We start from the raw sequence: 13,225 nt of genomic DNA, 5'->3' as shown, positions 1-13,225 counted from the left end.
ATCCTCAGCGACCCACCCCGATCTTCACCGTCCACGCCCCCGAAGCCGTGCGCCCCTCCACCTTCACCCGCACCTCTTCCCCCGGCACCGTGAAGCTCTCCCCGACACCGATCGGGGCGTCCGCGAGCGGTGGATAGACGGAGTCCTCCCAGCACGCTTCGGTGTGCGGATGGGCGTCGATCACCTGGATGGGCCCACCCCCGGACTGCGCACCGCCCCGCACCCGGTACACCAGCACCCCCTGCCGGCACGCGGCCGCGTCGTTGCCCACCGGCCCCCGCGCCTCGAAGGCGAGCACGCTGTCGAGCCCCGTCCGCACCACCGCGAGCTTGGTGCCCCGCCCGAGTCCGAAGGCCTGCGCCCCCGCGGCCCCCGCCTCCGGCGCCCCCGGCCCCGCCGTCAGCGGCTCCAGGGTCAGCCGGGCGGACCCGGCGTCCTGCACGCACCGCACCTGCCGTGAGTCCAGCCAGCCCAGCTTCCACTTGTGCCAGGCGAAGAGGTCGGGCGCGAGTCCGAACTGGCTGCCCATCAGGTCCCAGTCGCCGACGTGCGTGTCCCAGTCGCCCTTGCCGTCGGCGGGACGGTGATACAGGTCGGGCAGGTCGAACACGTGCCCGGTCTCGTGGGCGAGGACGAGCCGGTCCGGCGGATGCTGCTCGAACACCGTGACGATCCGGCGCAGGTCGGTGCCGTCGGCCCGCAGCGGGCTCGTCAGGTTCACCACCTTGGTCGCGTCCGAGTCCACGCCGGGTGCGTCCGGGTCGGCGACGAAGTACACGACGTCGTAGCGCGAGAAGTCGACCCGGGGGTCGGCGGCGGAAAGGGCGTCGCGCAGGTAGGCGGCCCGGTGCGCGGGGCTCCAGTCGCGCTTTATGTCGTAGGCGGTGGAGGGCTTCGGCATCCGGATCCAGTGCCGCAGCGCGTGCGGGCGCAGGGTGAAGCGACCGTAGGAAGCCTGTTCGAAGAAGCGGGTGGTGGCCGGGAAGTGGTCGGCGGTCAGCTCCTGCGGGGTGGTCAGCGGGTGGGAGTCCGGGAAGGACAGGAAGACCATGACCGCGTCCAGGGACCGGGCCGGGCGAGGATAGGCGGCGTTCCAGGTGTCCAGGCCCTCCGAGTGGTGGGCGTCGGTCCGGGTCAGGGCGCAGGGCGCGGCCGAGTCGGGCCCGGCGGCCGAGGGGCCGGCGCCGAGGGAGGTGGCCGCGAGCGCCGACATGGTGGTGAACACGGCCGCGGTGCTGCGCAGTCGGGCGCGCGGAAACGGACGCGGCACGGGTACCTCCGGGTACGGTTCGCGGGACACCGCACCCAGCCTGTGATGATTTGTAGTACTGCGTCCTGTTTGCCTGCACCGGTCGGGTGAAGGGGCCGAAAAATCACGGAAGCCGACACCCCCGAAGCACTCACAGAACGTCACAACTGGTCGGGGGCCTGAAGAAGCCGTCCAGGTGTGCGCAGAAACGATCTGGCAGAAGGGCCGGTTGGCCGAGGAGACTGGACACCGGCTGGAAGGCCCTGGGGCCAGCCTCTATGATCGGCACACTTTCCTGACCTTTCCTGCACGGACAGAGATCGAATACATGCGGGAGCGAGCGGTGAGCGGAACCCCCGAAGGGCCGGCGCCCGCGGCAGACCTGGACCGGCCGGTCGTCACAGAGAGTGAGATCGATACGTCTCCCCGTACCGAGCCGCCGTCCCGGCAGCCCTACCGCTCGGTCTTCACGTCCGCCCCGCTCGCCATGGCGGTCGTGGACCGCGAGGGCACGGTCGTCAGCGCCAACGACGCGCTCGCCGCGCTGCTCGGCACCGGCCCGGACGGGCTCGCCGGGTCCGTCGCCGCCGACCTGGTCGACCTCACCTCCGACGCCCGCACCTGGCACGCGTACCGCGAGGTGCTGCGCGGTCGGCAGTCCCGCTTGCGCTGCACGCGCCGGCTCAAGCACCCCGACGGGCACTCGCTGTGGGTGCAGGTGACGGTCACCCCGCTGCCCGCCGAGGACAGCGGCGTACTGCTGTCCGTCGCCGACATCGGCGCCCGCCGGGAACTCCAGGCCCGGCTGCGGCACTTGCAGATGCACGACCCGGTGACCCGGCTGCCCAATCGCACGCTGTTCTTCGAACGGCTGTCGGCCGCACTGGAGGCGGAGTCCTACGAGCAGAGCGGCACGGGCCGGATCGGGCTGTGCTACCTGGACCTGGACGGCTTCAAGGCCATCAACGACACCCTCGGGCACCGCATCGGCGACCGGCTGCTGGCCGCCGTCGCCGAGCGCCTCATGCGCTGCGCGGACGAGGCGGGGCACTCACGGACCAGCATCCCGCTGGTGGCCCGGCTCGGCGGTGACGAGTTCGCGCTGCTCGTCGAGGACTCCACGGGCACCGAACAGCTGGCCGAACTGGCCGAGTCGGCGCTGCGCGCGGTTCAGGACCCGTTCGACATCGCCGGGCAGCGGCTGTCGGTATCGGCGTCGATCGGGGTCGTGGAGCGGCACGCCGCGGGCACCACCCCCACCGCGCTGATGCAAGCGGCCGACACCACGCTCTACTGGGCGAAGGCGGACGGCAAGGCCCGCTGGACGCTGTTCGACCCGGAGCGCAACGCCCACCGCATGACCCGCCAGGCCCTGGCCTCCACCCTCCGGCCGGCCATCGACCGGGGCGAGTTCCAGCTGGAGTACCAGCCGCTGGTGGGCATGGAGGACGACCGGCTGCACGGGGTCGAGGCGCTGATCCGCTGGAATCATCCTCAGTTCGGCATACTGACGCCGAATCGGTTCATCGGACTGGCGGAGGAGGACGGTTCGATCGTCCCGCTGGGCCGCTGGGTGCTGCGTACGGCCTGCCGGCAGGCCCGGCGGTGGCAGCTGGACCATCCGGACGAGCCGCCGATCTTCGTCAGCGTGAACGTGGCGGTGCGGCAGGTCTGGGACTCCGACCTGGTGGCCGACGTGGCGGAGACGCTGGCCGATACGGGCCTCGCCCCGCACCTGCTCCAGCTGGAGCTGACGGAGTCGGCGGTGATGGGCTCGGCGGGACGCCCGCTGCAGACCCTGAAGGCGCTCAGCGATATGGGGGTGCGGATCGCCATCGACGACTTCGGCACCGGCTACTCGAACCTCGCGTACCTGAGCCGGCTTCCGGTGTCGGTGCTGAAGCTGGACGGATCGTTCGTGCGCGGCTTCCAGTACGACGACCGGGAGGCGGCCGCCCGCGCGAACCCGGCCGACGCGGTCGTCGTCGAGGCGATGATCCAGCTCGCGCACCGGCTCGGGCTGACCGTCACGGCCGAGTGCGTGGAGACCTCGGCGCAGGCGACCCGGCTGCGCAGCATCGGCTGCGACACCGGGCAGGGCTGGCTCTACTCCCGCCCGGTGCCCCCGGACCGCATCTCCGAACTGCTGGGCACGCCGGACGTTCAGGCCGAGGCGGGCGTCGGCAACCCGTAGGCGTCGGCGATGAGTTCGTAGGAGCGGACGCGGACGGCGCCGCCGTGCGCGTTGGCCGTGATCATCAGCTCGTCGGCGCCGGTGCGCTTGGCGAGGTCGTCCAGGCCGGAGCGGACCTCGTCCGGGGTGCCGTGGATGACGTTGGCGTTCCAGGAGTCGACGAACTCGCGCTCCATGGGGCTGAACTCATAGGCCTCCGCCTCCTCCGGGGTGGGCACGAGGCCGGGGCGGCCGGTGCGCAGCCGGACCATGCTGAGGGCGGCGGACAGCACCTGCCGGCGGGCCTCCCGCTCCTCGTCGGCGGCGAACGCGGAGACACTGATGAGGGCGTACGGCTCGTCGAGCACGGCGGACGGCTGGAAGGACTCCCGGTACAGGTCCAGGGCCGGGATGGTGTTCTGCGCCGAGAAGTGGTGTGCGAAGGCGAACGGCAGGCCGAGCGCACCGGCCAGACGGGCGCTGAAGCCGGAGGAGCCGAGCAGCCAGAGCGGCGGGCGGTGCGGGGACTGGACGCCGCCGGGGGACGTGGCCTGGACCGGGCCGGGGACCGCGTGGATGCGGCGGTACGGATGGCCGTCGGGGAAGTCGTCGTCGAGGAAGCGGGTCAGCTCGGCGAGCTGCTGGGGGAAGTCGTCGGCGCCCTCGTTCAGCCGTTCCGTGCGGCGCAGGGCGGCGGCGGTGGAGCCGTCCGTGCCGGGGGCGCGGCCGAGGCCGAGGTCGATCCGGCCCGGGGCCATGGCCTCCAGCGTCCCGAACTGCTCGGCGATCACGAGCGGGGCGTGGTTGGGCAGCATCACGCCACCCGAGCCGAGCCGGATGCGGTCGGTGTGGGCGGCGAGGTGGGCCAGGATCACGGCCGGGGAGGAGGAGGCCACGCCCGGCATGGAGTGGTGCTCGGCGACCCAGTAGCGGTGGAAGCCGCGGTTCTCCGCGAGACGGACCAGGTCGACGCTGGTGCGCAGGGCGTCGGAGGCGGTGCGGCCGGCTCCCACGGTGACCAGGTCCAGTACGGACAGGGGGACGGGGGCGCTGCCCTGTACCGCGCCGCGTATGTCGTCTGCCGCGCCGCGTGTCTCGTCTGCCGCCACGGTGGGGTGCCTCCTGCTGTGGGCCGTGTGCTGTCGTTTCGGCTCTAACAGGGGACTGTCTCCGGTTATTCCCCGGTGGCGCGACCAGGGGTCAGGCGGCCCGCTCCCAATCGCTGCGCACGCTGTCCTGCGGAGGTGGGCGGTCGGCCTTCTCGCGGGCTCGCAGGACGGTCCACGCGAGAGCTGACGCGCAGACGAGCCACCAGGGCAGCGGCCACACGGCACCCCACCAGCGCAGAGGGGGATGGAGGGAGGCGTCCACGGCGGCGGAGGCCATGGCCGCGGCCAGGCTCCAGCACAGCAGGCGCCCTGCCAGCTGGACAGCGCTTGCAGAGGATCTGAACGGACCCGATTCGGCCATCGGAGAGTCCTTCACGGCACGACTGGCTGCGGACGTGGTCAGTGTGCCCGGAATGGACGGCAGAAAGGGAATGCGCTTTCGGTCAACCGAAGTTTCGTGCGATGTGACGGAATTGGGTGTTCCTCAGCAGCGGGTGGGGAGTTGGAGCGCTTCTGCCCCACTTCGCACCGAAGAAGGGGTGGGGCCGATTCCGGCCTGTGTGGAGGGCGTCTTCGCGGGCACGGCGCCCGCTTTCAGCCGCACCGGGGCACTCGGACTTCATGACGACCGATGCCTACCGGGTGGCGCGAGCGGCCACCCGGCTCAAGGCGGCGTTCGCGGTGGCCGTCGGCATGAATCTGGCCGAGGCCGCACGGGACCGGGCGGTATCGCCCACCGGAACAGCGGGAGTGAGCCGTGCCGGAAGCGGTCGCTCGGGCCGGGGCCTCCTCGCGGCCCGCGGCGATTGCCGCGGGCCGCGAGGAGGACGCCTGCGGTCTCACACCTGGACGATCGGCTCCCGTGCGAAGAGCGCTCCCAGCTCCGGCGCGTTCACCCGGCGGTCCGCCAGACGCAGGCCCTCCCAGACCGTGACCTGGTTGGCCGTGAGGATCGGCTTGCCGAGCTCCTTCTCCAGGGCCTGGATGTGGGCGGCCGTGTGGAGGGCCGTGTCGGGCAGGAGGAGCACCTCGGCGTCGGGGTGGTCGGAGTTGCGGGCCAGGGCGAGGAGTTCGGCCTCGCCCCATGTGCCGACCTCGGCGGCCGTGATGATGCCGGAGCTGTTGACCGACACCACCTCCACACCGGCCGCGCGCAGGAACTCCTCGAAGAGTCGCGCCACGTCCTCCGGGTACGTCGCCCCGATCGCGACCCGGCGCGCCCCCAGCTCCCGCACGGCGTGCGCGAACGCGAAGGACGTGGACGAGGCGGGCATGCCCGCCGTCTGGGCCAGGGCGCGGACCTGCTCCTGCGCGCCGTCCCAGCCGTAGACGAAGCTGCCGCTCGTACAGGCCCACACCACCGCGTCCGCACCGGCGTGCCGCAGTTCCTGGACACCCGCCGCGAGCCGCCCGGCGGAGCCCATCTCGAGCAGCGCGTCCACCCGGTGCGCGTCCTCACCGATGTCGGTGTGCACCAGGTCCACCCGGATGTCGCTGCCCAGCAACTGCTCGATGCGCGGATAGTCGTCCTCGGCGGAGTGGCCCGGGTAGAGAAATCCCAGTGCTGTCATGTCCAGCCTTCCTGCTGCTGCTCTTCTTCCGGCAGTACGGGACCGGGGTCCGCCCCCGGCGCTGCGGGACCGGAACGCGCCGCCGGATTGATCAGCGCTTGGTACGGCCCCACCGCACGGGTACCCAGTCGGCGCAGTGCCGCCCACATCGTCACTTGGTTGGCCGAGATCACGGGGATGCGCAGCTCGGCCTCCAACTGCGGGATCACGTCGTACGTGGGCAGGTTGGTGCAGCTGATGAACAGCGCGTCGGCGTCGCCGCGGACGGCCTGCCGCGCCATGTCGACCACCTCCCGGTAGGGGACCTTCCAGATGTGCCGGGTCAGCCCCATGAAGGCGCAGCCGGAGATCGTGACGCCGGCCTGGGCGACGTAGGCCTCCAGCGACTGCGTCACCGAGACCGTGTACGGCGTCACCAGCGCCACCCGGCGTACGTCCAGCTCCACCAGGGCCTCCAGCAGCGCGCCGGAGGTGGTGATCGCCGGTACGGCACCGGCCCGGCTCATCGCCTCGCACATCGCCCGCTCGCCCATCATGCCGCCGACGAAGCTGCCCGACGTGCAGGCGTAGGCCACGACCTCGGGGCCGATGGCGTTGAGCGTGCGGACCGCCTCGCCCAGCGTCTCGTGCTCACTGACCAGCCGTGCCAGATCGAGACTGACCTCGACCGGCACGAACGGTGTTCGGGTCATATGGAGCGAGACCTCACCCGGCACCCAGCGCCACAGTTCACGGTCGAGTGCGAAGTCGAAGGGGGCGACGACGCCGACCCCGCGCTGCGGGCTGGGCCCGCCGAGAAATGAGACGTCCATGGCAGGCACCGGCCTCACGCTGGGCAACTAGTGTGCAACGGATCGTGGGAACGCCCGTGTTGACGACGGTAGGTTCGGGTGCGAGCGTGGTCAATCCGCCCGGATCACTCCATGGTCAACACCGGGTTAACTCGTCGTCACCGGCGGCCGCACCAAGGTCGGCCGGCCCCGCCGCACGGCTGGAGAAACGGCTGCTCATGCCCACCCCCACGCTCCTCGTCCTGGACGCCGAACCCCTCCCCCGTCTCGGCCGCCTCACCGGCCGCGCCCGTATCGAACACACCGACGCGGCGCATCTGGCCGAGCGCCTCCCGCGTGCGGATGTACTTCTGGTGTGGGACTTCGCCTCGCACGCCGTGCGGGACGTGTGGCCGGGCGAGGGTCCACGGCCACGCTGGGTGCATACGGCGAGCGCCGGTGTGGACCATCTGATGTGTCCGGAACTCGCCGCTTCGGACACGGTGGTGACGAACGCGCGCGGCATCTTCGACCAGCCGATCGCGGAGTACGTCGCCGCGCTCGTCCTGGCGATGGCCAAGGATCTGCCCCGGACGCTGAACCTCCAGCGGGAGCGGACCTGGCGGCACCGCGAGTCGCACAGGATCGCCGGGAGCCGGGCCGTGGTGGTCGGCTCGGGGCCGATCGGCCGGGCGATCGCGCGCACGCTGGGGGCGCTGGACATCACCACCGCGCTCGTGGGCCGCGCCGCGCGCTCCGGCGTGCACGGCCCGGAGGACCTGGACCGGCTGCTGGCCCGCGCCGACTGGGTGATCGCGGCGGCACCGCTCACCGACGAGACGCACGGGATGTTCGACGCCCGCCGCTTCGGCCTGATGCAGCCCTCCACCCGGTTCGTCAACATCGGCCGCGGTCAGCTGGTCGTCGAGGACGCACTCGCCGAGGCCCTGACCAAGCGCTGGATCGCGGGCGCCGCCCTGGACGTCTTCGAGACCGAACCCCTGCCCGACGAGAGCCCGTTGTGGCAGGCACCGGACCTGATCGTGTCCCCGCACATGAGTGGCGACACCATCGGCTGGCGCGACGAACTCAGCGCCCAGTTCGTGGACCTGTACGAACAGTGGGCGTCCGGGGAGCCGTTGAAGAACGTGGTCGACAAGCAGCGTGGGTACGTACCTGGTCACTGACGTTCCTTGGAGGGTGAATGTCCGAGCTCACCGAGCTGACCGCCGTACGGCTTCTCGACGGGTACCGCAAGGGCGAGTGGAGTCCTGTGGAGGTGACGCGGGCGGTGCTGGAGCGGGCCGAGGCGATCCAGCCGGAGGTGAACGCCTTCGTCCGGCTGACCGCCGAGGACGCGCTGGAGCGGGCCGCGCAGTCGGAGGAGCGATGGCGGCGCGGTGAGCCACGCGGGCTGCTGGACGGGGTGCCGGTCACCGTCAAGGACATCCTGCTCCAGCGCGGGGCGCCGACCCTGCGCGGGTCGAGGGCCGTGGATCCGGCGGGGCGGTGGGACGAGGACGCCCCCTCCGTGGCCCGGCTGCGGGAGCACGGGGCGGTCTTCATCGGCAAGACGACGACCCCCGAGTTCGGCTGGAAGGGCGTGACGGACTCGCCGCTCAGCGGGATCACCCGCAATCCGTGCGACCCCTCGCGCACCGCGGGCGGGTCGAGCGGCGGCAGCGCTGCGGCGGTGGCGCTCGGCGCGGGACCGCTGTCGCTGGGCACGGACGGCGGCGGCAGTGTGCGCATCCCGGCGTCGTTCTGCGGGATCTTCGCGCTGAAGCCGACGTACGGGCGGGTGCCGCTCTACCCGGCGAGCGCGTTCGGCACGCTGGCGCACGTCGGGCCGATGACCCGGGACGCGGCGGACGCGGCGCTGCTGATGGACGTCATCGGCCATCCGGACTCGCGCGACTGGTCGGCGCTGTCCGCCCCGGCCGGTCCGTACACCGACGGTCTGGCGGGCGGGGCCGGGGTGCGCGGGCTGCGGGTGGCGTACTCGCCGTCGCTGGGCGGGCAGGTGTCGGTGCGGCCTGCGGTCGCGAGGGCGGTGCGACAGGCGGTGGAGCGGCTGGCGGAACTCGGCGCGTACGTCACGGAGACCGACCCGGACCTCACCGACCCGGTGGAGGCCTTCCACACCCTGTGGTTCAGCGGGGCGGCCCGGGTGACGCAGCATCTGGGCCCGCACCAGCGGGAGTTGCTGGACTCGGGGCTGCGGGAGATCTGCGCGCGGGGTGCCCGGTACTCGGCGCTGGACTATCTGGCCGCGGTGGACGTCCGGATGGACCTGGGCCGCCGGATGGGCCGCTTCCACGACACCTACGACCTGCTCGTCACGCCGACCATGCCGATCACGGCCTTCGAGGCGGGCCTCGAGGTACCGAAAGGATCCGGCCACCGGCGGTGGACGGGCTGGACCCCGTTCACCTACCCGTTCAACATGACCCAGCAGCCCGCGGCGAGCGTGCCGGTCGGCTCAGACGCGGACGGTCTGCCGGTCGGTCTGCAGCTCGTGGCCGCCCGGCACCGGGACGATCTGGTGCTGCGGGCGGCCCACGCGCTGTTCGAGGCGGGGGTGGTCTCCGGCGGCCGGCCTACGCCCTCCGGAAGCTGAGCGACTCCCCTGCCGCTCCGGACCTCCACAGGTCGTTGCACGCCTCGGCCATGGCCTCCAGGCCGTCGACGACCTGGCCCCAGACGATGCCGGGGACCCAGCCGACATCGCCGTTCAGCAGCAGGTTGTTGCGCTCGTAGAACAGGGCCAGGTCGACGAGCGTGGCTGCGCCGCGTACCTCACGGTCGTAGCCGTAGGCCTTGGTCCCCAACTCCGCCCCGGCGAAGGTGAAATAGCACAGATCGCCGGGGATGGGGGTGATGGTCGGGTTTTCCAGGGGTGGTTCGGATTCGGCGAAGGGTGGGAAAAGGGCGTAGATCTCGTTGCGTGCGTACTTCGCGTGGTAGACGTCGCCGGCCAGCGGAAGGGAATCCCAGACGGCCGCGCACGTGATCGGCGCGCGGTCGTCCAGCAGCCTGGCCGTGCAGGTCACGTCGCGCTTGACCAGCGAGACTTCGATGTAGCGATCAGCCATGCCCTCCATGGGAGTGCCCACCGCCGCTGCGGTCAAGGGCGCACCGGGAGAGTGCGGGGCTTGAAAAGATCGGCATAACCCGAGAGCGGTCGGGTAGCCGCGCGCCCATGGCTCCACCACAGAGAAGCCCACACAGAAGCACACTGCGAAGTCCCGCATCCATATCCGGGCCCGTCTTTGGGCCCACGCGCCGGTCGCTGCTCGCGGGGGTGGCGGCGCTCGGCGCGCTGGGCGCTGCCGGATGCAGCAGGGTCGCCACGGCGTCGGACGCCAAGGGCGGTGACCTGCTCGGCCGGCTCCGGGCGGCGGGCGTCGTCCGGCTCGGCATCGCCGGCGAGATCCCGTTCGGCTTCATCGACAAGAACGGCGAGCTGACCGGTGAGGCACCGGAACTGGCCAAGGTGATCTTCAAGCGGCTCGGCGTCGACCGGGTGCAGCCCGTGCCGACCGAGTTCGGCTCGCTCATCCCGGGCCTGAACTCCCAGCAGTTCGATGTCGTGGCCGCCGGGATGTACGTGAACCCCGAGCGCTGCGAGCAGGTCATCTTCGCCGACCCCGACTACCAGATGCTCGACGCGTTCATCGTGCGCAAGGGCAACCCGAAGGGGCTGCACAGCTACAAGGACGTCGTCGGGAAGAAGGCGAAGTTCGCCACCGGCACCGGCTACGCCGAGATCCAGTACGCCGTGGACGCCGGGTACAAGGAGAGCGACATCCTCATCGTCCCGGACCAGGTGGCGGGACTGAACGCCGTCGAGGCGGGGCGCGTGGACGTGTTCGCCGGTACGGCGCTCACCGTGCGCGAGGTGGTCAAGAAGTCCGCCAAGGCGGAGGCCACCGATCCGTTCAAGCCGATCGTCGACGGCAAGCCGCACGTCGACGGAGGCGCCTTCGCGTTCCGGCCGACCGAGACGAAGCTGCGGGACGCCTTCAACGTGGAGCTGCGGAGGCTCAAGAAGAGCGGCGAACTGCTCCGCATCCTCAAGCCGTTCGGTTTCACCGAGGCCGAGATGACGGATCTGACCGCGAAGGAGCTCTGCGGCGGATGACCTCGGGACTCTGGGAACTCGTGCTCAAGGGCGTCTGGGTCACGATCCAGCTGCTCGTCTGCAGTGCCCTGCTGGGCGCCGCGGTGTCCTTCGTCGTCGGCGTGGCGCGCACCCACCGGCTGTGGATCGTCCGCTTCCTGGCGGGCGTCTACACCGAGGTGTTCCGTGGCACGTCGGCGCTGGTGATGATCTTCTGGGTGTACTTCGTGCTGCCCATCGCCTTCGGCTGGCAGCTGGTGCCGCTGTGGGCGGGCACCCTGGCGCTCGGCCTGACCTACGGGGCGTACGGCTCCGAGATCGTGCGCGGCGCGCTGAACGCGGTCGACCCGGCGCAGAAAGAGGGCGGGATCGCGCTCAGCTTCACGCCCTGGCAGCGACTGCGGCTGATCCTGCTGCCGCAGGCCGTACCGGAGATGATCCCGCCGTTCTCCAACCTGCTGGTCGAACTGCTCAAGGGCACCGCCCTGGTGTCCATCATGGGCATGGGTGACCTGGCGTTCAGCGGCAACCTGGTGCGCCTCGCGCTCCAGGAGAGCGCGGAGATCTACACCATCGTGCTGCTGATCTACTTCGTGATCGCCTTCGTACTGACCCGCGGCATGCGCGGCCTGGAGCGCAAGCTCAAGGCCGGCACGGGCAAGCCGGTCGGGAGCACGCCCGACCAGGAGCTGGACCGTCCGCAGACCACCGGTGTGGGAGGTGCCGTCGCATGAAGTGGGACTGGAGCGCTGTCAGCGGCTTCATGCCGCACCTGTGGGACGGTCTGCTGGTCACCGTGCAGATCCTGGCCCTCGGTTCGCTGATCTCGTTCGCGCTGGGTCTGGTGTGGGCGCTGCTGATGCGGGTGCCCTCGCGCTGGGTGACCTGGCCGGTCGGCGTGGTCACGGAGTTCGTCCGCAACACCCCGCTGCTGGTGCAGCTGTTCTTCCTCTTCTACGTGCTGCCCGAGTGGGGCCTGACCTTCTCGGCACTGACCACCGGCGTCTTCGCGATCGGGCTGCACTACTCGACGTACACGATGCAGGTCTACCGGGCCGGTATCGAGGCCGTGCCGGTCGGCCAGTGGGAGGCGGCGACGGCACTGAACCTGCCGTTGCACCGGACGTGGACCGCGGTGATCCTGCCGCAGGCCGTGCGCCGGGTCGTCCCCGCGCTCGGAAACTACGTCATCTCCATGCTCAAGGACACGCCGATGGTCATGGCGATCACCGTGCTGGAGATGCTCGGCCAGGCGCGCCTGTACTCGCAGGAGCACTTCCAGTTCACCGAGCCGCTGACGGTGATCGGCGTGGCCTTCATCGTCATGTCCTACCTGGCCTCCCTTGCCCTGCGAGCCCTGGAGCGACGCCTTGCCCACTGACACTCTCCCCAATCCCGGGACCAACCCCGAGAAGAACCCCGCCGGCCACAGCACCGGCGAGCTGATCCGGCTGGAGCAGGTCACCAAGCGGTTCGGGGACAACACCGTCCTGGACCACCTGGACTTCTCGGTCGACGCCGGCAAGCACGTCACCCTGATCGGGCCGTCCGGATCGGGCAAGACGACGATCCTGCGGCTGCTGATGACCCTGCTCAAGCCCGACGAGGGCACGATCACGGTCGACGGGCAGCAGCTGTTCCCGGCCTCCGACAAACAGGTCCGCGAGGTCCGTAAGAAGATCGGGATGGTCTTCCAGCAGTTCAACCTGTTTCCGAACATGACGGTGCTGCGGAACATCACCGAGGCGCCGGTCACGGTCCTCGGCCTGTCGAAGGACGAGGCGGTGGAGCGGGCCAAGGGCCTGCTGGACATGGTGGGCCTGGCCGACAAGTGCGACGCGCACCCGGCCCAGCTCTCCGGCGGCCAGCAGCAGCGGGTGGCGATCGCCCGGGCCCTGGCGATGCGCCCGCAGGTGCTGCTGCTGGACGAGGTGACCTCCGCGCTCGACCCCGAGCTGGTCGCAGGCGTGCTCGACGTCCTCAGGGACATCGCCCGCTCCACGGACATCACGATGCTCTGTGTGACGCACGAGATGAATTTCGCCCGGGACATCTCCGACCAGGTACTGATGTTCGACCAGGGCCGGATCATCGAGTCGGGCACACCGGAAAAGATCTTCAGTGACCCGGAGCTGGACCGGACACGGGAGTTCCTCAGCGCAGTGCTGTGACTACAGCCGGTGAACAGGCAGAACACCCCGCCCTTCGACCGGGACCCGACTGGGGCATG

Annotated in this window: 13 protein-coding genes; 7 read left to right on the top strand and 6 right to left on the bottom strand. The window is 70.8% G+C overall.

Annotated elements, in window-relative coordinates; all coding sequences use genetic code 11:
• Positions 1-4: 4 nt before the first annotated feature.
• On the bottom strand, positions 5-1,300 hold the full coding sequence (locus tag FDO69_RS11995; protein ID WP_234387909.1) for a M6 family metalloprotease domain-containing protein: 1,296 nt from the start codon (positions 1,298-1,300) through the stop codon (positions 5-7).
• A 277-nt stretch (positions 1,301-1,577) separates the two neighbouring features.
• Between FDO69_RS11995 and FDO69_RS11990 the strand changes: the two genes are divergently transcribed.
• Positions 1,578-3,443, top strand: coding sequence for a putative bifunctional diguanylate cyclase/phosphodiesterase (locus FDO69_RS11990; RefSeq protein ID WP_104779763.1), 1,866 nt, complete (start codon positions 1,578-1,580; stop codon positions 3,441-3,443).
• Here the strand turns inward: FDO69_RS11990 and FDO69_RS11985 are convergent.
• The 4 genes from FDO69_RS11985 to FDO69_RS11970 form a co-directional block, all read right to left on the bottom strand.
• Entirely contained in the window at positions 3,413-4,531 is a 1,119-nt protein-coding gene (locus tag FDO69_RS11985; RefSeq protein WP_104779762.1) for an LLM class flavin-dependent oxidoreductase, read from the bottom strand. The genes FDO69_RS11990 and FDO69_RS11985 overlap by 31 nt on opposite strands.
• A 91-nt stretch (positions 4,532-4,622) precedes the next feature.
• The gene (locus tag FDO69_RS11980; protein WP_104779761.1) at positions 4,623-4,892 is read right to left on the bottom strand and encodes a hypothetical protein; all 270 of its coding nucleotides are present in this window, start codon (positions 4,890-4,892) and stop codon (positions 4,623-4,625) included.
• A gap of 478 nt (positions 4,893-5,370) precedes the next feature.
• Positions 5,371-6,102, bottom strand: a complete 732-nt coding sequence (locus FDO69_RS11975) for a maleate cis-trans isomerase family protein (protein ID WP_104779760.1) — start codon at positions 6,100-6,102, stop codon at positions 5,371-5,373.
• Positions 6,099-6,914 carry a maleate cis-trans isomerase family protein gene (locus FDO69_RS11970; protein ID WP_104779759.1) on the bottom strand — a complete coding sequence of 272 codons (816 nt, stop codon included), beginning with the start codon at positions 6,912-6,914 and terminating at the stop codon, positions 6,099-6,101. Before FDO69_RS11970 ends, FDO69_RS11975 begins: the two co-directional genes overlap by 4 nt.
• Before the next feature lie 197 nt (positions 6,915-7,111).
• Between FDO69_RS11970 and FDO69_RS11965 the strand changes: the two genes are divergently transcribed.
• The gene (locus FDO69_RS11965; RefSeq protein ID WP_104779758.1) at positions 7,112-8,059 is read left to right on the top strand and encodes a D-2-hydroxyacid dehydrogenase; all 948 of its coding nucleotides are present in this window, start codon (positions 7,112-7,114) and stop codon (positions 8,057-8,059) included.
• 17 nt (positions 8,060-8,076) lie between these two features.
• A complete protein-coding gene (locus tag FDO69_RS11960) occupies positions 8,077-9,492 on the top strand; it encodes an amidase (RefSeq protein WP_104779757.1) in 1,416 nt (471 codons plus the stop codon).
• Here FDO69_RS11960 and FDO69_RS11955 read toward each other — a convergent pair.
• Entirely contained in the window at positions 9,473-9,967 is a 495-nt protein-coding gene (locus FDO69_RS11955; RefSeq protein WP_167526573.1) for a DUF3830 family protein, read from the bottom strand. The genes FDO69_RS11960 and FDO69_RS11955 overlap by 20 nt on opposite strands.
• A gap of 107 nt (positions 9,968-10,074) precedes the next feature.
• On the opposite strand from FDO69_RS11955, the gene ehuB reads away from it, so the two are divergent.
• The 4 genes from ehuB to ehuA are packed head-to-tail and all read left to right on the top strand — an operon-like array spanning position 10,075 to position 13,166.
• Complete coding sequence (ehuB, locus tag FDO69_RS11950; protein ID WP_420878501.1) at positions 10,075-11,016, top strand: ectoine/hydroxyectoine ABC transporter substrate-binding protein EhuB; 942 nt, start codon at positions 10,075-10,077, stop codon at positions 11,014-11,016.
• Positions 11,013-11,729, top strand: a complete 717-nt coding sequence (gene ehuC / locus FDO69_RS11945) for an ectoine/hydroxyectoine ABC transporter permease subunit EhuC (protein ID WP_031105691.1) — start codon at positions 11,013-11,015, stop codon at positions 11,727-11,729. Before ehuB ends, ehuC begins: the two co-directional genes overlap by 4 nt.
• Positions 11,726-12,376 (top strand): ectoine/hydroxyectoine ABC transporter permease subunit EhuD, encoded by a 651-nt coding sequence (gene ehuD, locus FDO69_RS11940; RefSeq protein WP_104779755.1) that lies wholly within the window; start codon positions 11,726-11,728, stop codon positions 12,374-12,376. The genes ehuC and ehuD overlap by 4 nt, the downstream gene beginning before the upstream one ends.
• The gene (gene ehuA / locus FDO69_RS11935) at positions 12,366-13,166 is read left to right on the top strand and encodes an ectoine/hydroxyectoine ABC transporter ATP-binding protein EhuA (RefSeq protein WP_104779754.1); all 801 of its coding nucleotides are present in this window, start codon (positions 12,366-12,368) and stop codon (positions 13,164-13,166) included. Before ehuD ends, ehuA begins: the two co-directional genes overlap by 11 nt.
• Positions 13,167-13,225 lie beyond the last annotated feature (59 nt).

Origin of the sequence: Streptomyces tibetensis, assembly GCF_007655005.1 — a bacterium.
Taxonomy (GTDB): Bacteria; Actinomycetota; Actinomycetes; order Streptomycetales; family Streptomycetaceae; genus Streptomyces; species Streptomyces tibetensis.
This window is presented reverse-complemented; position numbering and strand designations above follow the sequence as displayed.

Bases quoted from the DNA above. Each gene is read 5' to 3' on its own strand.
- FDO69_RS11955 (WP_167526573.1), bottom strand. From the start codon at position 9,967: ATGGCTGATCGCTACATCGAAGTCTCGCTGGTCAAGCGCGACGTGACC.
- FDO69_RS11960 (WP_104779757.1), top strand. From the start codon at position 8,077: ATGTCCGAGCTCACCGAGCTGACCGCCGTACGGCTTCTCGACGGGTAC.
- ehuC (WP_031105691.1), top strand. From the start codon at position 11,013: ATGACCTCGGGACTCTGGGAACTCGTGCTCAAGGGCGTCTGGGTCACG.
- FDO69_RS11990 (WP_104779763.1), top strand. From the start codon at position 1,578: ATGCGGGAGCGAGCGGTGAGCGGAACCCCCGAAGGGCCGGCGCCCGCG.
- ehuD (WP_104779755.1), top strand. From the start codon at position 11,726: ATGAAGTGGGACTGGAGCGCTGTCAGCGGCTTCATGCCGCACCTGTGG.
- FDO69_RS11975 (WP_104779760.1), bottom strand. From the start codon at position 6,102: ATGACAGCACTGGGATTTCTCTACCCGGGCCACTCCGCCGAGGACGAC.
- FDO69_RS11980 (WP_104779761.1), bottom strand. From the start codon at position 4,892: ATGGCCGAATCGGGTCCGTTCAGATCCTCTGCAAGCGCTGTCCAGCTG.
- ehuB (WP_420878501.1), top strand. From the start codon at position 10,075: ATGGCTCCACCACAGAGAAGCCCACACAGAAGCACACTGCGAAGTCCC.
- FDO69_RS11965 (WP_104779758.1), top strand. From the start codon at position 7,112: ATGCCCACCCCCACGCTCCTCGTCCTGGACGCCGAACCCCTCCCCCGT.
- FDO69_RS11970 (WP_104779759.1), bottom strand. From the start codon at position 6,914: ATGGACGTCTCATTTCTCGGCGGGCCCAGCCCGCAGCGCGGGGTCGGC.